The organism is Mucilaginibacter sp. P19, from assembly GCF_050632265.1.
GTDB classification, from domain to species: domain Bacteria; phylum Bacteroidota; class Bacteroidia; order Sphingobacteriales; family Sphingobacteriaceae; genus Mucilaginibacter; species Mucilaginibacter gossypii.
In genome coordinates, this window is the sequence record NZ_CP192586.1 from 1,635,701 (window position 1) to 1,653,495 (window position 17,795).

General features: G+C 39.7%; 23 protein-coding genes. 10 read left to right on the forward strand and 13 right to left on the reverse strand.

The genetic code is table 11. The annotated features are described in order from the left end of the window. Window positions 1-184: 184 nt before the first annotated feature. Entirely contained in the window at window positions 185-562 is a 378-nt protein-coding gene (locus tag ACQ86K_RS07655; protein WP_431200116.1) for a hypothetical protein, read from the reverse strand. Window positions 563-854: 292 nt separating this feature from the next. Further along, window positions 855-2,903, reverse strand: coding sequence for a hypothetical protein (locus tag ACQ86K_RS07660; protein WP_431200117.1), 2,049 nt, complete (start codon window positions 2,901-2,903; stop codon window positions 855-857). A 106-nt stretch (window positions 2,904-3,009) separates the two neighbouring features. Between ACQ86K_RS07660 and ACQ86K_RS07665 the strand changes: the two genes are divergently transcribed. Further along, complete coding sequence (locus tag ACQ86K_RS07665) at window positions 3,010-3,459, forward strand: hypothetical protein (RefSeq protein WP_431200118.1); 450 nt, start codon at window positions 3,010-3,012, stop codon at window positions 3,457-3,459. Between the two features lie 5 nt (window positions 3,460-3,464). On the opposite strand, the gene ACQ86K_RS07670 is transcribed toward ACQ86K_RS07665, so the two are convergent. The 6 genes from ACQ86K_RS07670 to ACQ86K_RS07695 all read right to left on the reverse strand — a co-directional run bounded on the left by ACQ86K_RS07670 (window position 3,465) and on the right by ACQ86K_RS07695 (window position 8,784). Further along, window positions 3,465-4,952: a hypothetical protein gene (locus ACQ86K_RS07670; protein ID WP_431200119.1), complete on the reverse strand. Its 1,488-nt coding sequence runs from the start codon at window positions 4,950-4,952 to the stop codon at window positions 3,465-3,467. Between the two features lie 101 nt (window positions 4,953-5,053). Then, the gene (locus ACQ86K_RS07675; RefSeq protein WP_431200120.1) at window positions 5,054-5,569 is read right to left on the reverse strand and encodes a hypothetical protein; all 516 of its coding nucleotides are present in this window, start codon (window positions 5,567-5,569) and stop codon (window positions 5,054-5,056) included. Window positions 5,570-5,593: 24 nt separating this feature from the next. After that, entirely contained in the window at window positions 5,594-6,034 is a 441-nt protein-coding gene (locus ACQ86K_RS07680) for a hypothetical protein (protein WP_431200121.1), read from the reverse strand. Window positions 6,035-6,244: 210 nt separating this feature from the next. Continuing rightward, the gene (locus ACQ86K_RS07685; protein WP_431200122.1) at window positions 6,245-6,964 is read right to left on the reverse strand and encodes a hypothetical protein; all 720 of its coding nucleotides are present in this window, start codon (window positions 6,962-6,964) and stop codon (window positions 6,245-6,247) included. 44 nt (window positions 6,965-7,008) lie between these two features. Further along, window positions 7,009-8,268 carry a PBSX family phage terminase large subunit gene (locus ACQ86K_RS07690; protein ID WP_091163235.1) on the reverse strand — a complete coding sequence of 420 codons (1,260 nt, stop codon included), beginning with the start codon at window positions 8,266-8,268 and terminating at the stop codon, window positions 7,009-7,011. Between the two features lie 48 nt (window positions 8,269-8,316). Next, window positions 8,317-8,784, reverse strand: coding sequence for a terminase small subunit (locus ACQ86K_RS07695; protein ID WP_176844374.1), 468 nt, complete (start codon window positions 8,782-8,784; stop codon window positions 8,317-8,319). Between the two features lie 175 nt (window positions 8,785-8,959). Between ACQ86K_RS07695 and ACQ86K_RS07700 the strand changes: the two genes are divergently transcribed. The 5 genes from ACQ86K_RS07700 (at window position 8,960) to ACQ86K_RS07720 (ending at window position 12,659) form a co-directional block, all read left to right on the forward strand. Further along, complete coding sequence (locus ACQ86K_RS07700; RefSeq protein WP_091163237.1) at window positions 8,960-9,463, forward strand: antitoxin Xre/MbcA/ParS toxin-binding domain-containing protein; 504 nt, start codon at window positions 8,960-8,962, stop codon at window positions 9,461-9,463. A 97-nt stretch (window positions 9,464-9,560) separates the two neighbouring features. Next, window positions 9,561-10,025 (forward strand): RES family NAD+ phosphorylase, encoded by a 465-nt coding sequence (locus tag ACQ86K_RS07705; protein ID WP_167516197.1) that lies wholly within the window; start codon window positions 9,561-9,563, stop codon window positions 10,023-10,025. Between the two features lie 83 nt (window positions 10,026-10,108). Then, window positions 10,109-11,353: a hypothetical protein gene (locus tag ACQ86K_RS07710; RefSeq protein ID WP_091163238.1), complete on the forward strand. Its 1,245-nt coding sequence runs from the start codon at window positions 10,109-10,111 to the stop codon at window positions 11,351-11,353. Between the two features lie 273 nt (window positions 11,354-11,626). After that, window positions 11,627-12,124, forward strand: a complete 498-nt coding sequence (locus tag ACQ86K_RS07715) for a hypothetical protein (RefSeq protein WP_431200123.1) — start codon at window positions 11,627-11,629, stop codon at window positions 12,122-12,124. Window positions 12,125-12,368: 244 nt separating this feature from the next. Beyond that, a complete protein-coding gene (locus ACQ86K_RS07720; RefSeq protein WP_090523751.1) occupies window positions 12,369-12,659 on the forward strand; it encodes an RNA recognition motif domain-containing protein in 291 nt (96 codons plus the stop codon). A 291-nt stretch (window positions 12,660-12,950) separates the two neighbouring features. Here the strand turns inward: ACQ86K_RS07720 and ACQ86K_RS07725 are convergent, their stop codons facing one another. The 3 genes from ACQ86K_RS07725 to ACQ86K_RS07735 form a co-directional block, all read right to left on the reverse strand. Further along, window positions 12,951-13,298 (reverse strand): hypothetical protein, encoded by a 348-nt coding sequence (locus ACQ86K_RS07725; RefSeq protein ID WP_091163240.1) that lies wholly within the window; start codon window positions 13,296-13,298, stop codon window positions 12,951-12,953. Window positions 13,299-13,516: 218 nt separating this feature from the next. Then, complete coding sequence (locus ACQ86K_RS07730) at window positions 13,517-14,029, reverse strand: GNAT family N-acetyltransferase (protein WP_091163241.1); 513 nt, start codon at window positions 14,027-14,029, stop codon at window positions 13,517-13,519. Between the two features lie 209 nt (window positions 14,030-14,238). After that, a complete protein-coding gene (locus tag ACQ86K_RS07735) occupies window positions 14,239-14,940 on the reverse strand; it encodes a S24 family peptidase (RefSeq protein WP_091163242.1) in 702 nt (233 codons plus the stop codon). 204 nt (window positions 14,941-15,144) lie between these two features. Here ACQ86K_RS07735 and ACQ86K_RS07740 point away from each other — a divergent pair, with 204 nt between their 5' ends. Beyond that, on the forward strand, window positions 15,145-15,339 hold the full coding sequence (locus ACQ86K_RS07740) for a hypothetical protein (protein WP_431200124.1): 195 nt from the start codon (window positions 15,145-15,147) through the stop codon (window positions 15,337-15,339). 67 nt (window positions 15,340-15,406) lie between these two features. Then, window positions 15,407-15,823, forward strand: a complete 417-nt coding sequence (locus ACQ86K_RS07745; RefSeq protein ID WP_091163244.1) for a hypothetical protein — start codon at window positions 15,407-15,409, stop codon at window positions 15,821-15,823. Between the two features lie 102 nt (window positions 15,824-15,925). On the opposite strand, the gene ACQ86K_RS07750 is transcribed toward ACQ86K_RS07745, so the two are convergent. Together ACQ86K_RS07750 and ACQ86K_RS07755 are read right to left on the reverse strand one after the other, a co-directional pair. Next, entirely contained in the window at window positions 15,926-16,222 is a 297-nt protein-coding gene (locus tag ACQ86K_RS07750; protein ID WP_091163245.1) for an alpha/beta fold hydrolase, read from the reverse strand. A 133-nt stretch (window positions 16,223-16,355) separates the two neighbouring features. Next, window positions 16,356-16,694, reverse strand: coding sequence for a hypothetical protein (locus ACQ86K_RS07755; protein ID WP_091163246.1), 339 nt, complete (start codon window positions 16,692-16,694; stop codon window positions 16,356-16,358). Between the two features lie 197 nt (window positions 16,695-16,891). On the opposite strand from ACQ86K_RS07755, the gene ACQ86K_RS07760 reads away from it, so the two are divergent. Beyond that, window positions 16,892-17,227 (forward strand): hypothetical protein, encoded by a 336-nt coding sequence (locus ACQ86K_RS07760; RefSeq protein ID WP_143020700.1) that lies wholly within the window; start codon window positions 16,892-16,894, stop codon window positions 17,225-17,227. Window positions 17,228-17,398: 171 nt separating this feature from the next. Next, window positions 17,399-17,761, forward strand: coding sequence for a hypothetical protein (locus tag ACQ86K_RS07765; RefSeq protein WP_431200125.1), 363 nt, complete (start codon window positions 17,399-17,401; stop codon window positions 17,759-17,761). Window positions 17,762-17,795 lie beyond the last annotated feature (34 nt).

Sequence of the window (17,795 nt, forward strand, 5' to 3'; positions counted from 1 at the left end):
TAATTTGATGGCTTAATGCTTAAAATTCCATTTGGCATAATTTAAAGATTGATTTAATTCAGAATGATTAGAAGAATCTGCGGTTATAGCGAACTGTCCGAGCTATGGCTTAGGATATTAGGATGTGGAACTGATTATCAACAAAGTTGTGTGCAGCCTTAACCAAATAATCAGGCGATATTTATTACTGTAGCTTTTTAGTTATTTTAGTAATGCTTTCTATTTTGAAATCAAGTTTAGGGTTTGAGAAAGCATAATCCTTATCATCCCCATTACTTGTAAACTCAATATCCCCCGTTTTATTTTTCTCAAATGATCCGGTTATTAATACTCTATCACCTTTTAACAAATCTTTTAGCTTATCTTTTATGATGGTATTGTCTGGTAGTACCCTGGCAGATAATACTATATTACTCAAATCTGGGTATTTTTGGTCGTCATCTAAGTAAATCTTTGGCGTAACAAGTAAAGTTGCCTCGATATAATCAACGGGGTAACTTTTTAATTCAATTTGATAAAGAGTAGCCTGCCATTGCACAGCTTTCGCATGCAAAGTATCCACAATCAATTTAGCTACCTGAGCATGTTGTTTATCATATATTTCATTTTTTTATCGCATTTTCTTCTCCGGAATAGAGAGAATCAGCTACATGAAATTTATTTATTAACGTTAATTCCTCAGTCGGTCGGTCATCTACTATTTTAACAGGAGGAGTGCAACTTGCTATAATTAATAATAACAACAGAAGGTTATATGATTTCATCAAAGTGATAATTTAGATTTTACTAATATTATTGGTAAATATAACGTTTACACTTTGGGTTGCAAATAATATTTGGAAAATAAAAAAATGTTAACCAAGCTTTACTAATTCTACTTTTGTCGGCTGTCCTTTACGCCAGCTATCGATTTTGTTGATATAATAATAACAGCTGTCCTGCTCCAGATAAACCGGAATAAGCAAATCAAGTTCCATGATATCGCGCGGGGTTAATAAAAAATAGCGCACTACCTTTTTGGTTTGGGTTAGTATCTTTTGCAGTTGCGGATAATAGTTTGTTCTTAAACCTGGCTGCTTTGCGCCGTTAACTCCCGGTTTATCGCTAAAGCAAAGGTTAAATTCACCATCGGGTTTATAAAAATAAGGCACCGATACTACGTCATTTACCTCAACAGTCTTTTCGCCGTCGGTAAATTTTACCGTAGGATAATCTTTAAGATTGAGCAGGTTTAACTTTTGATCAATCAATATTCTTGGTGATGTGCTGATGCTGAAATCGTTGGTATCGCTATCAGGATCGAGCTTTTTAATTTGCGCTATAGTTCCACCGGTAAATGCCCGGTTAAGGGTAGGGGCAAACTGGCTTTCGAACAGGTCGGCACTTGCCGGCAGGGTCTTATCTTTAACTATAATTTCAGAATCGGCCAGTTTTTTGGGTAATACGTTATCGTCATCCTTGTATTTCATGTAATTAACCTGTGCATATCCGCCGAGTTGAAAACTTATGGTTTTACCCTGATCAATACACTTGCTTGTCCAGTTTTTTGCGATTGGAATATTGGAAACAATATCTGCAAATGAATTAAAGGACACGGTGCGGGTACTGTTATCTGTTTGGCATACAATGCCGAAACGTTGCAGCGTATCCTTCAATAAATCTTTCTGACTTATATCCGGAAAAATGCGTTCGCATTGTACCTGCTGGCCATATAAAACCGGTTTCTGATCAACATCGAACCTAAACACAGCGCCTTTATGAATAAATACGGTGGTGTTATAACGGTGCAGGTGGTAAGTGATGAAAATCGAATCTCCTTTATTAAGCTCGAAATCGTATGTGAACTTTAAATTCTTAACCGGTTCTGTGCGCTCACGGGTATTAGGCGGATAAGCCTTATCTGTAAAGTTGATGGTTTGCTTTGCCACTTCGCTTGAATGGCCGTTTGCATCACGATAGTTTATGATGAGTTCAAAATACCCGTTATCGCCGGTATTGGCCACGCCATGCATGTCTAAGTCGAGAATGAGGCTTGCTGTGCCGTTAACCCGCTCTGTTGCGTGGTATTCCTGAAATCCAATTGGTAAAGTTCTGTCCCTATTATCATTGGCATGCATACCTAACTGCCCGCCATCAATTACAAGTTCGTTATTTGTAACGTACAACATCGATGCTGATTTACTCAAACCTTCAACTGAGTTCTGAAAATCGGTACCATGTTCAAACTCGTCATTGGCAAACTGGCAAATAAGTTTAGGATATAACTCATTTTTAAGCAAGGAGCCTGTTGCTTTATAACCTGTGTTTTTGATCATTAGTTCGATTGCAGTTTTAATGAAAAAACCTGGCCGCATGGTATACACATCCAAAGGTTTATCAAAATCAACCTCATTTATTGATCCATAATCAACAACAGGCCATATCCAACCCTCTTCCTTTTTTTGTGATGCAACAATGGTTTCCAAATTCCAGGGATGGTCAAAAGCCTGCCACGGCAGATTTTTACCCAAATTGGATGTGGTGCTGCTGCTATCGCCCATATCATAAATCTTTCCTTCCAACGCGTCAAAAAAATCAACGTTACCGCTTAGTATGGTGATATTGGCCATATCCTGTTCAATGCTGTTAAGCACAGCCAGCCCGTAAGGAATAATCTCCAGTCCATCCTGGATGATTTTTGCCTGGTAATTATCATAAGGGAGCATAGTAGTAAAAGCTATATCATCCGGAAAACCCAGAATTTGACGGTTACGTTGCGTTAGCGGTATCTTAAACTGGTTGCTGGTATTGCCCTGCTGGTTTTTAACTTCGGCCAGGTTATTGATTTGGAAGGTAAGCGCAATAGGGCTGTCATCAGTTAAATCAACCAGTTGGTCATTAATATAAAGTTGTATTTGATTCATGAAATTAGCAAATGTTAGTTGTTGACCGTTGTTTAAAACAATTGGTTTATTATCAATAATTTATTTAAGTTTATGATCCCGACCAATTAACCTGAAACAGCATTCAATGCATGTAAAGTATCTTTTGATAATTGCCATATTGGTATGTTGCCTGGTATCATGCAAAAAAGATGATAAGGCTGCTAACCCTCTAGTTACTATTACAGGTAAATGGTACCTGAAAAAATATCATACCCGCAGTTATAAAAACAATGTACTGTTGAGAGATACTGCCCGTACAGATTACTCGGCTGCTGATTTTGAAATTTTTAATAATGATGGTTCAGGTTATACGTCAAACCGCACTCCGTCGGGCGAAACGGCGCTTATTAAATATCAATACACTTTGAAGGATAAAGTATTAACCATAAGTAAAACAACACCGGCATTTTATGAAGGCACTTATACCGTTAATACACTTAGCGAAAAGGCACTTGAGGTAAGTTATGAAAGTAGTATAACTGTTGATGGTGATTATTACTATGGGATTGATAACATTAGTTTTACGAAAGAATAAGTCCGTTACTGGGTTTGAATATTTATGGACGGCATGTTGAATGTTATGCTAAACGGGGCCTGCCCGTTGCGGGTTTCATATTCGCTGTAGGTAGCGGTATTTATCACAATGGTTTGCCACCTGACGGGATTTTTATTTACCAGCATCTGTACCTTTGGCGAATATTTAATTGACTGCAGCCCGCGGATATCATTTACAGAAAGATCTTCGGCCATAACCTTCATTTTTTGCCCTGCACTTTTGCTGATCACTTCTTCAATTCCTTCCTGGGTTTGCCAGTTTTGTACAAAGTTTTTAATGATAACAGCATTTTGAACATCCAGACTTATTTCCTGGTTAAATACAAAACGATAGTAATTCCAGGAACCACTAAGCCCGGTCCATCTCAGGTATACTGAATTATCATCAACAGCATCATCTATCCGTACAGTTTGTGCTTTGGTTAACGAATGCGAACCATTTTCATCATCATACCTGATCTGGATATTAAAGTAATAGGCCACGGCCGGGAAGTTTGCATTAACCATAAGCCGGTGCAGGCCGGCTGGACCTGTTAAAGGCATGATAAAAGATGTCTGGTTCCCAATACTAAATTTGCTGCCATCTTCATTCAGGATCCATGAATCATCTTCGTTTTGTAAATAATCTGGTTGTGAACCACCGGGTAGCGGGTTCTGGTTAATATCAAGCAAAGTAAGCAGGCAATAGGGTTGTAAACTGGCCATCTCATTAGTGCAGATGAACCCAATATCGAATGGGTATCCGGCCGAATATGCAGGTTTTTTAAAATCTGTTATCCATTGTGCAGGTGAGTAAACGTTTGGCACATAAGCTGCAAGGTTGCCGCCATATTTATCCCCGAGCTGTTTGGCCGCATAAACTACGTAGTACGGATACTGAATTTGACTGAAGCTGCTTGTAAATCCTTCGTTTGAGCCATCATCATAATGCTGGGCGTACTCAACCGTATAAGCGGCACAGAGATTGGTATCGCGATGATCAACCTGGTTATAATCGCTGCTGTCGGCAGGGCGCAGCAAACTCTGTAAAAAGTTTGACAGGTCTGCTTTTACTAAGCCGGTATTATCCGGCCGGTTTACTGATTTTATGGTGGATAGGTTATTGGTAAGCGGATCGGTATAGCTAATGCGGGTATGCAGCTCATAATACGGGTACATGCTGTTGATATTAATAAAACCGGTAGTGTCACCGTTTATAAACGGAGTATCAATCACTATGCTATTGGTGCCTGTTACTTTTTCAATGGTATAAACTCCTTTATAAGCGTTCGACTTCAGATAGATTTTATCCCCTTCCTTGACTTTAACCAACCCTGTATTGGTGTCTTTAAAATTGGCGTTAACACTGATGCAGGCATGTCCTTTTTCGCTGTCGGCTGTTATGCTTTTAATCGTGAAATCTTTTCTTTGATAGGTAAACACGATAGGATTGAACGCCGCGCTCCAGCGTGATACATATCCATCGGGGAGCATTACCGAAGGATCACCGATTAACAGATTGGTGGATGTTGAAATACTAACCTCCGCGGTGTCTGTACAGCCTAAGGGGTTACTGTCTTTTACAAGTATGTGTTTTAACCCCCGCTTAGGTTTGTAAAAACAGGAGACGCCTGCCAGTTTACACCCAGATCTATACTGTACAATATGGATGCAAAACTTGAGGTTGCGTTAACTGTAATCTGAGCGTCGGCAGCTCCCGGGGCCGACTCGATCTTATTGATAGCTATATAATTTATCTTCAGATCACAAACAGAGGGATTGGGGGAAGGATTGTCACCGGCTTTGACAGCAATTATGCTGAACGATATATAGTTGCTCCGGATCATATCTCCCTGAGGACTGTATTCATAGTCTCTGATAATGCCCGAATAGAGCAGGAACGATTGCCCGGCTACCGTAACAGTATAGTTGCTTGTATACCCATTTTCGTTACGCTGATAGGTAACCTCGCAGTTATTGCCATTAGTAGGTTGCCTGGTATCAGCATCAATGATGCTGATGAACACATCGCCCTGGTCAATTTGCCCCCCATTTTGATCGGGGTAGGTTGTTGAGCTGATGGTTTCATTAATGGTGGCTGTTATATTCATTTTTTTATTAGTTAGAATGAGGGTTTAAAAAGCATCAAAATACATGGCCGATAACGCTATGGTTAAACCAATACCGGTGGTGTTAACATCAAACTTGTTATAAACCGGCACACATTTGGCTTTTTGTCCTGCTTTGACCCTGAAGTACCGGCCTTCGCCTTCCCTGTATTTTGAGGCTTTTACCACAAATTGACTGGCCATTTGCAGCGCTTGCGATACGTAGGTTTCATTTTCGGCCGTGAATTGCCCAAAATCTGTTTTGAACAAAAACTCCATATAAACGGTAAACATATTATCAATCGAGCCATTAACCTGCGGACTTACCTCAATAGGCTGAAGGGGGTAAAGAAATACGCAGGGAAAGGTGATATCATCAGCAAGGGTATTCAGTTCGGCCTGGGTGCCATAGGCAAATGCCGGGTTGCCATTAAGTGTTTGTACAATAGCTTCTATTTGGTTACGCATAATAATTCAGGCCCCGATCCCTGGTTTGGGGTGGTTATATGTTTTTGCCTTGCAGGGATAAGGCGCTTTAAGTTGTAGTTTGAGATAGCTCGCTATATCGTTTTTGATACTCGGCTTCGGTTTTATTAAGCAGCAGTTTGGTAAGCATACGCTCATATGGCATACTCATGATCAGGTCCCATTTGGTAATATCGCCGCCTGCTAATGAGTTTACAGTGTTGATATATTTAAACTTTTCGAAGGACTGGATTCCTGCCCTTTTTTCCAATACGGTAGGAGCCGATGCCAAAAGCTTATTCTCGGCATCGATAAGCTGGGATAACAGGTAAAAAAATGCTTTGAGATGGGCAGTGCCTCCGTTACCCGTAGCTTTTTAACTTCGTCCATAAAGCTTTCTACCTCATATTCGTTATATTTTTTACCTGTTGCCCGGCAATAGAAGTATTGCGCCAATATCTGGCAGCAAGCGTTTAATGAAGGATTAAAATGTTCCTGCCAATCATCTTCGCCATGGGTTTTTATATGGGTATTTATTTCTTCGGCTATGATATCGCGGGCTGCCATAAATGCGCCGGCAGGCTCAACCGAAAGGTTTTGCATTACTTTTACCTTTGTTTTTTGGGGTGGTGCCCCGCTGCCCCCTGATAGCATAAAAATTACCTCTTTGGGGATCTCGTTACTGTTGTACAGGTATTTAATCTGGTGGGATAAAGAAAGCACGGCATCGCCAAACTGGTGCAGATCATCATAGTTTTTGATGTTATGAAGCTCAGTAACCGGTATGCCCGAAAGTATGCTGATGGCCTCCAAATCTGTTATATTGGGCCGGGCTTGCAAATCCATTAGTTGGCCGAGGGTTACTTCATTTAATTGCGTTGGTATCCGGACCCGCAACTTGCCCTGGGTTGTTTTTAATATTTGTTCTGTCATATCTATTAAGCCTGTGTCGGTTTTGTAGTTTTTATTATGGATGTTTAGATCAGCCCGTGTAATACCCCTACCTGTTGAATGCTTTGCCTGTGCGGCAGGCGCGATTGAAGTTTTCCGGTGCCGTTTATTTTTAATTTATTAAGGGCGATATACCTTAAGGGGTCTATCAAATGGTTCCATGAGTCAACCGGTTCATTGATGGTTTTGCCTGTTACATCTACGCGCCATTTATAACGGTTAAGCTCGTTGCGCAGGTTTGTACTATTGCGGGTTATATTTATTTTGTAGCGTTTAAGGATATCAATAGAGTTTTTAACACTATCGGCACCTTTTTTTGCAGCTGTAACGCGCCACCCCAGGCGTTTTAATTCTTCTATTGATTTGGGTTCTGCACTATCTGCAATAATTTCGCAGTTAAAACCTACACCGGCCTCTTTTAATTTTGAGGAAATATCTGTGTTGGTGAGGCCTGTTTTGTAGAGTAACTCGTTTACCCACAATTCGCCGTTTTGCTGGTATACTTCAATGCATCCGGTTTCATCATTGGTAAAACCAAAATCTAAGCCCAGGGCTATCAAACGGGCATCGGCCGGGATAGATTCGCAGATATACCAGTTGTCAAATATAAGCCCGTTTATTTTGCCGGTTAAACCACGGGCGTATACTTTCCATAGTTCAATATCAACAGTTTTTAACGCTTCTATTTTGTCACGTACTTCCTGACCTAAAAACGGGTTATGCCGATGGTCGGACACTATAAGTTGTACCCCCGGTTTACCAATTAAGTGCTCATGTACCCAAAAGCCGGTATTGGGGTTATAGTCAATAAAAATGCGCTTTTTGGTACGCAGGGCCAATTCTGTATATACATCCCATGTAAGGCCATTGGCTTCGTTGATAAACAGGTAGTCGCGCTTTCCGGATTTTGCGTCCTGTCCGTTGTCGTAGCTTTTAAACTCAATTATGCTACCGTTGAGAAACTCGAAAATACGGTCGCTTTTATTATAGCTTTTAATTTTTGCCTGTAATACCGGCGAAGAGCTGTATATATTTAGAGCATCGCGCAGGGCGCCTGCTTTAAGGTTAGGGATATCCTGTCCAACTATGGTGATCACCTGTTTGGGGTTTTCGCAGGCAAGGCAAAACAGCGCCTGCTCAATGGCAAATGTTTTACCGCTGCTGGTACCTCCCTGGTTAATTACCACATGCGCGGTTGAAAGATAATTTTGTTTGAACAGGACAGAGCAGTGAAAACCTTCCGGCTCTTTAAATGTAATGTCGGTGATTACTTCTTCATCGGTCATTGTTACTGATTTTAATCTGATAGCTGAGGTTGCAAACGGGTACCGGGGTTATAGTTTTACCTCTTTTTCGCTACCGGCAGGAGGAGGACCGGAGCTAAAAACCTTTACTGTTAAAATGTTCCCTGCTTCTGTATTTGGTAATGGATCATGTTTTTCGTTCCACCCCATATTTTTTAGCGCGAACATTGCCCCGGTTACATTTTGGTGCAGATGGGCTTCATAGCAGGCTTCTACGCGTAAAACGCCCTGTTTAACTGCCTGTGAAAACGGGCCGTGCTGTACATATGTATAAAACTCCTGCCGGCTGCTAAAGCCAAGGGCAAGGGCCAGTCCTGATAATGTTGCAGGTTCGGGTTCACGGTCCCAAACCTTTTGTTCAATAGTTTCTGCATTGTCTTTACTGTTTTTTACCGGTTTTTGTTCAATATGATATTTCCCCTTTATATAGGCGAAATATTTGTCAATAAGCCGCTCAACCTGGGCGGCGTTATTAAAGGAAGATATATCAGGCTTCATTATGTTTTGAATGCCGATTGGCATAAGGGAATAATCAAATGTCGGGAATATTTTTCACAATTACTAATTTTATTGGTAATTTTTTATTTAAGCAGATGTAGGCGGATGGGCATAGCGGTGGAATGAATAAAATGTAAATATTTTCTTTTTTAATAGAAAAAATTTACATTTGTGTATGAGCAAAGCAATTAAACGTAATACAGCTATTGAAGGCCGGCAAGGGCAGGCTGCATCCCGCCCTTATGTATTTACCGATGCGCCTATGCAGGTTTTTAATGATCTGCTGATGCCTTATGAAACCTATTTTAAATCGCCTTTGGCTAAGCTTGGGGCTATAAAACAAGGGTTGCGTTCAAATTCCATCACTGATTTATTAAAGGTAACCGGTGCTACTCAAAGTGATATTGCCAAATGGTTGCATATAACCGAGCCTACTTTGCGTAAGCATTTGCAAAGCACACATGAGCTAAACCAGGGGCTGAGTGAGCACATCATTCAACTGTTTGAGCTTTTTGACAAAGGCCTGGATACCTTTGGCTCCCTTGATGAGTTTAAAGGCTGGCTAAAACATTATAATCCGGGTATTGATGCTATCCCATTTGATTTGCTCGATACCATAACAGGCATTGGTATTGTAATAAGTCAGCTTATCCGTATTGATTACGGTGTGCTTGCCTAAAAATAATTATTGAATTAATGATTTAGTGAATTATTGATTGCATTTTTAACGCAAATTTATGATCACTAAATAGGTTATTAATCTTTCCTTCTATCTTTTGAACGTTTACCGGATAAGTCAAACCAAGTATGCCCATGACCGCAAAGGCTCAGGAATTGACGGCCGATGGAATTCATTGGGACAATATATGATCTATACAGGCGGTTCACTGGCTCTTTCATGTCTTGAAAAACTGGCGCACTCGCCTGGTACTGCTTTATATGCCGGTGATTTTTCAGTTATTATATTTCAGATACCGGATAACCTGCCTGTTTTTGAAATCACTGTAAACAAACTCCAAAAACTTAATGCCAACTGGCACAAGGTAATTAACTACCCGGTTACTCAATTGCTTGGTGATACCTGGCTTCGTAAAATGGAAACGGCCGTATTAAAAGTGCCATCGGCAATTATTGACCTGGAGTATAATTACCTGCTTAATCCGGCCCATCCCGATTATAACAAAATAACTATCAGCAGTGTAAATAAGTTCACTTTTGATCCGCGGCTTAAAGCTCAATAAAATCTTGTACAAACAAATAACTTAAATAATTATTTTATAATTGCACGGATAAACCTTTACTTTTCCTGCATCGAATAATTATAATGGGTATTAATAAAACAAGCATTTTAATTTTTGCAGGCCTGCTCATAAGTATCAGAGTACACGCCCAGGATAAAAGATACATCCCGATAGGGCACACTAAATATAAAGATACAATACTGGTTACCCATCCCGACACTACTTTTGAAAAAGATGTATTTGACGTTATAGGATCCATTTTTGGTGAAAGCAAGAAGCCCGGCAAAGTTGATTCTGTAACTTCAAAACCGGTAATATCAATTATTCCGGCTATAGGTTACACTTTACAAACAGGGCTGGCGGGTACTATATCGGGCAATGTGATTTTCAGGTTAGCACCCGATACCCGGATCTCCACTATAACGGTAAACCCTGCTTACACTCAAAATAAGCAGGTGATCGTCCCCATCCAATCAAACATATGGTCGAAAAATAACAAATATGATTTTATAGGCGATTTCAGGTTTTACAAATATCCGCAAAGCAGTTTTGGCTTAGGCAGTAATTCTGACAGGGATAATGAAAATCCCCTGGTTTACAGTTTTTTTCGTTTCCATGAAACTGTTTTGCGCAATGTATCCGGAAATTTTTACGCCGGTTTGGGGTATATTTTTGATGACAGGTGGGATATGTACGAGAAAGGTCAGTTAAACGGAAAAACGTCCGACTATGAAAGGTACGGCCCCGTTAGCCGCGCTATATCAACCGGGATAACGTTTAGCGGGCTCTATGACAGTCGCGACAACCCGATTAATGCATCGCGCGGATTCTACACCTCATTACAGTACCGGGATAATTATACTTTTTTAGGCAGTACAACTGCTTGGCGCTCTTTAATTGTTGATGTGCGCAAATACTTCAGGTTTCCGGAAAGCTCGGATAACGTGCTGGCCTTTTGGTCATACAATTGGCTGGTAATTAATGGTCGGCCGGCATATCTCGACCTGCCCGCTACAGGGCATGACCCGAGCTTTACTACCGGGCGCGGATACATACAGGGTAGGTTTAGAGGGGCGCAAATGGTTTACCTTGAAAGCGAATACCGGTTTAAAATAACCCGTAATGGTTTACTTGGAGGGGTAGCTTTTGTAAACGGCGAGTCGTTTTCGGCGGCACCGGGTACGGCTTTGCAAACTGTGCAGCCTGGTTTTGGAGCCGGTTTAAGGGTTAAACTGAATAAGGTATCCAAAACAAACATAGCCATTGATTATGGTTTCGGGCGCGAAGGGTCAAAAGGCTTGTTTATTAATGTGGGCGAAGTGTTTTAATTGGTCGATATTGGTTTGATTAACAGTATATTGTCTGTAATTTGTATTTTAATTTTTACATTTTGGATGGTGAAAATTCCTGAAAATAGGCCGTAGCTTGCCCGTTTTTTGCATTTTTATTAAAAGGGCATTACCGCGCATAAACCGGCAACTTTAGCATGACTATTGACGTATATTCATATAAAGGTTAAAAAAGTTAAAAAATTAATTCGTTTAACCATATTTAATGAAATTTGTAATTATTTATTGCTATGTTTATTCGCCAGTAAGCCTATGATACGTACCAGTTTTACTAAATGGTTTGTTTTACTAAGTTTATCCATTTCGGTGGCTTTAACTTCCTGTCAAAAAGACGAGGAAGTGAAAGATATCAGCGCGGTTAAAACATCTGGCAGTAAGGACAGCGTATCATCAGTAAACATTATCAATACTCCGGGTAATTTTCTTGCAGGCAAAGGTACTTTAAAAGTTACCATCGAAGATTCTACTTACACTTTCGATGCCAGCCAGGATTCAATTGCATTCATAAACGTGCATAATGGCGATAACAAATACTTTGGCATCACAGCAATCAATAAGGCGCATAACATGAGTTTTGGCATCAGCTCGTTAGGATTGGCGTCGGTGAAAACCAGCAGCGACGTAGCCGGAAGCCAGTTTTTATTTAAGGTTGATGAAAAAAACCATTACTTCAATATACCCTTACCAAATATGCCGGACAACAGGATTTTGGTAAGATTGATATGGATCAGTATAATCACGAAAATATGATTGCTAAAGGTACTTTCTTTACCTTTTTAGCTAAAGACGATAAGTCTGACTCTCCTTTTTACCGCGTTGAGGGAAGCTTCGAGCTACAACTCAAATAAAATCCGGTTCTGTTTTTAACATTTGGTTTGGAAGTTTTATTCAGTAATATGAAGGTAAAAAAGCCATTACCTAATCATCATTAGTGCCCGGAGAGGCAGGAATCCGGCTCTTTTTTTGTACCTTTACGCAAATTTTAAAAACATTGATGAAAGTATTTATTGCAGGTCTTCCTTTAGAAGTAGATGAGGCCGAATTAACAGCTGTTTTTGGTGATTTTGGGCCGGTTAAATCGCTCAGGATCATTAAGGATCGCGAAACAAAAGAGAGTAAGGGTTTTGGTTTTGTGGAGATGGTTAACGAGGATGAAGCGAAAGAAGCGATACGTTGCATGAATGGAGCAAGTTATTATGGCCGCAGGATCACGGTTAACGTAGCCGAAGATAAAGGTCCTGGCTTTAACGGCGGTGGCCAAAAAGGTGGCTTCAGACGTAATTAATACCAACTAAAACATTATTCTTCTTTTTTTAAAATATTAGCCGGCTTAGTCCGGCTTTTTTGTTTTTGGTGATGCGGGATTTTATAATTTAAATCACTTAAACTAATTTGTTGCTTTCCAAACAATAGCCCTGAAATTGATCTGTTTACGTGCGCAATTTAATGGGCACGTGCTGCCGGCCGGGACTTATTATCACGTGGTTGATCTTAAAGATGGTAAGAAACCGCTGTCGGGGTATGTAACACTTTTAAAGTGATATATGCGAGCCGGCGCAATTAAGTAACTTATTGTTTATGATGCTTGTGCCAGTGAATTGTTAACATCGAGGTTACTAAGTAAGCTGTCAAGCTTGAGGTTAAATTCTTTCAATTTGATATCGCCTTTTTCAAAAGCTCCTGTTAAGCGTGTTAACTCCTGTTCAATACTTGTTACAATGGCATTGTTGGTATTAGTAGCATTCTTTTGTAAATCTTCAATTACTTCTATTTTATGTTCTGCAGCTTTAAGCAGGTATAGTTGTTGCACATCGGCGGTTATATGACTACTATCGCCAGCTTTTGTGTTTTGCCGTTTGTTAAATTCAACTAAAATTATGGCAGCAATAATAGCCGCGATTACCAGTATCATGATAGGTTCCATCTTCTTCTCTTTTTATTACAACTTTATCACTCCGGCAGAGGCCTGCGGTTTATAATTACTATAAATATAATTGAATAAAAAATAAACTAAAAAGCTATTGTTGATAAAATGCCCATTTGTGAATAACTATTGAGAAATGGTTGTAAGTTTTGTGTAAATATGTGAAGCTTTAAATAGATGGAAACAGGTTAGCCATACCGGATAGCTGTTGTAATTTGTTATTGTTTGCTATTGAGCCGCTTTTCGTAGCACAAAAAACTTAAACCCGGCCTTATATCCAGGCTAATTTCGCCGGCCAAAACATAGCCCAGCTTTGGGAATAGCTTTTGCGTTGCCATGTTCGCAATATTGGTGTCAATTCGTAATGTATTTATTCCTCGCTGTATAGCTTCATGTTCGGCCTGCTTGAGAAGTGCTGTGGCGACGCCCCGGCCCTGGTAGTTAATGTTTACAGCAAGCCGATGCGTAACTATAGCAGCTTCACCGATATCAAGCCCGGCCTGCGCATATTCTGCATCCTGATCGGTAGTTAGGGCAGCCACACCCGCAATTGCTCCTGTAACTTCGGCGACCCAAAGTTGGTTAAGGTTAATGTCCTCTGTAAATACTTGTTTATTGGGATAGTCGTCATTCCATTGAAAATTACCTGCTGCTTTCATGCCAGGTATTACTTCAGCTACAAAAGCTAATATCTGGGGTATATCATTGAGGGTAGCCAGCCGGATTGTCATTTTATCTGTCAAGCAAATTGTAATTAAAAATAACGAAGTTTTAAGCTATGATAGCTTGATTTTTGTAATAAATAATCGGCTTATTTCGCTGTGGGCCGTTTTATAATACTGTTTGGATGTTAATTTATAGGTATGATAACCGCTCACCGGGCAGGCAACAATGGCGGTGGAATTTGTTGTTCTTTTAATAAATTCTACCGCCACGCTGGTTAATGGTTATGCTTTTTGTGGATGTCTTTAACAAGGCAAAGTTTTTTGATGTCGACTACTTTTATAATAAATGGGGCATATTTGAGCCGGTTGCCAACCATTTCGGTTGTATTATCTGAATGTGCAATTACTTCATCAGGGCTATCCCCTGCAAGCAGGCGTTTATACATTCGGTAATCTCCCCACTCGATGTAATAAACCTCGCCGGGCAGGATCTTTTTGTCATGAATTATTTTTAGTGCAACCCAGCAGCCGTTTTCAAGATATGGGTACATACTGTGCCCCCAAACCGGAAGTGCGAAATCGCAATCCTCAATGCCCGGGAAATTCATATGACCAACCGGCTGTGAATCATTAATGTCGTTATATACTTCTACGCCTGAAGCGGTTGCAGAAATTTCATACATAGGTATGCCCTCACTGTGTTTGGATACAGGCTTTGATTCAGAGAAATTCTGTTTTTTGTCTCCGATTATGTATTCTTTGTATTTTTCTTTAAAAATACGGAGTTTTTCTGGATCTATGTTCTGTCGGCTCTTTATTATTTCAGTGATTGAGCTTGGCGAGTTAAAGCCTAACGCTTCAGCTAATTGAGCATTTCCATTAAAAGCTTTTCCCTTAAGCTGATTGTAAAGTATGATAAACTCCAATGTGTCGGGCCGTACAATCTTTATTTTGTTTGGTTTTATGTCGTCTTCCATGATGAAAATAATTTAAATATTTTTCTTGATTATAATAAAGATTATTCTGTATATTTGTTTCGTTGATAAATGCTAATGTAAGTCAAATTATTTACAAATCAAAATGTTCGTTTCGTTTTATAAAGAGTATTCTTTTGTTAAGTACGATATTCTGTAATTTAAAATCAAGAAATAATATCAATAAATAATCAATATCATACCACCATGCATATAGTATTTTCGGCCCTGCGGCAATTGACAGGAAGTAATAGCAATCAACATAATCGAGATACTTTGAATGAACATGAGGCTTTGCAGCGCTTTGAGGGTTACAAAACTGCATGTGAAAAATATAGAGATGAAATTGCTGCTATCCAAAAGTATATGCCGGGATGGATGCCCGCTTTTAAACGGTCATAACCTGGTTGCAGGTATTACGGCCTTAAATTCTCAATTAAAATAATACGAAATCAATACACTAATTATCATGATAAAAATTTCTCAAAAACTTAAAAGCCAGCTTTGGTGGCTTATTATATCGGTTGACTATGATTACAGCCGGATAACTATTGCCGAACACGATATTACCGATGAAGTGCTTACTTTGTGGCTGGAGGATAAACAGGATTTTAAAAACTCAATTGATGAATGCCTTCAGGTAGATATCCGGATCCGTGACCTTGCCCGGATCATTAAAGCCGAAAATCTGAATAGTTACGAGGGTACCAAATTACACCCAACCAAAAACTTTGCCTACAAGGCCCGCATCGAAATTAACACCCCCTTGCAATGGTATAAAGAGGACGCCTCGTCACCCGAACAGCAATGGACCCGCGAAGCTGTATTGAAAGCTTTGCTTACACAACTTGTAGAAGAGGGTGCTGCAAGTGATTATGCGTATTAAATTAGCTATAAAATATGCTGTTTGGCATTTAATTCATAATTGACCGTGTTGTTAAAATTGCTTTAAATACCGTTTTACAGGCTTGAGATCATTCACCGTCTATTAGTTGTGGCTTTTACCTGATTGGCCATAACCAGGCAAATCAATCGTAATAACCCGGTATTTATTACCAAGGTATTTTACCTGATTGTTAAAGTAACTTTTGTTAATGCGTCGTCCATGTACAAAAAGCAATGTGGTATCACCTTTGCCTGTATCTGTATAGGCAATGTTAACGCCATGGTTGCTGATTTTTACGGCAGACTTATCAATAGCGTTTTTGTTTTGCGGGTGCTGGGTACAGGCATACCACAATCCAATTGAGGTTGCCAGTGAAAACAATGCGGGTAACTTTTTCATACAGACAGATAATTATATGCAGCAGGTTCGCTATATAAATATCCGTTTATGAATAGGTTGCAGCAAATGTTTAACTTATTTTAACAAAGCGATCATTGTTGCCTGAAGGAGGGCCGGGATGCAGGTCCCGACGCTATTTTACTTTTACCAGCTGTTGTTCTTTTTCAATATGCTCAACCAGCTCCAAATCTTCGCTAACAGCTTCGGCTTCCGGACTTGCGTAGTTTAGTTTGCGGAAACGCCACTGGGCAAAAGCAGGTTCCTGGAAGCGGTTTATCAGTTTAAAAAATTTGGGGAAATTGTGTACTTCTTCCAACAACAGGCCGGTTACAATACCATTGTTATCAAGTATTTCGCGTATGGTGTATTCCTTATCTTTGGTGATCCAAATCTCAAAGTCCTGCCGTATTTCAGCCATCTTTTCAGGATCTATTTTGTCATTTATACAAATTACCTTATCGCCCGGTTTCATAATGATCGCAATTTTATGTATTTCTTTTGTTAAGAGATTGTGAATGTAAAGGTCGGCTTTTTATACATATTTTAAAATTTGTGCGCGGGGATTTTTGTGTTAGAAAAATATTCGAAAAAAGTTTTAAATATTATGCAACCTTATTTTATTGGCTTCGTATTAAAATGTATAATGAATGTTTAATATCAGAGCTTTATATGGATTATTTTTATTTGTTTATGATAGCGGGGCTCGGACTGGTATTTGTTATTTTACAGTTTGATAAGCAACAACGCAGCAGGGTTAACTTATTGCTGAAAAACGCGAATGATGTGCAGCCGTTACTGATGAAACGATGCATGGATCAAAAAATAAGTAAAATTAATGCCGGGCTCAGTGCTGATACCTGTCATACGAATATTCGTAACGATGCGAAGCAAAAAATAGATGCAAACCTGCAACAGATAGCAGATGAGTACCATGCAGGAAAGATCAGTTTGCCGGTTTATAATGATAAGCTTGGCGAGCTGCTTGAAAATTTAGGAAATAAATAATTTATGGTTTAACCTGAGTTTATTTTATTGTCATATATAGTTTTTGTTGGTTAGTTTTACTTTAAGGTCATCTGCTGTTGGGGCATTTGACCTTTTTTGTTTTGGGTGCTTGTTCAATAAAGCAATTATATATTGCATGGATAAACAAAATGATTATTATTGCAGTCACTTATGTCTGACAGAGCGATTATAAAACGGTTAAAGGTAGTTGTTAAAGAGCACGGCGGCCAGCTGGGGCTTGCCGGGGCCATTGGTGTTGATCAGGGTTTCATTAGCAAGGTGATCAACAAAAAGCAGGATATTAGCTATTATCTTATCCGCAAACTCTGTTTCCAGCTTAAATACTCGCCCGAATGGCTTATTCTTGGTACAGGCGAAAAAATAATCAACAAACCCGAATCGGCCAAGCTTATTACCGAAATACAAATGATGCGTACCGAGGTTGATATTTTACAGGCCCGTATGCGCGCCTACGAAATGGAATTGAAAGAGCTACGCGCGCAATTACATATAGAAGATAAGAAGGCGGTATAGCCACTCCAAGTCCGCGTAAATGTAAAAGCCCCTT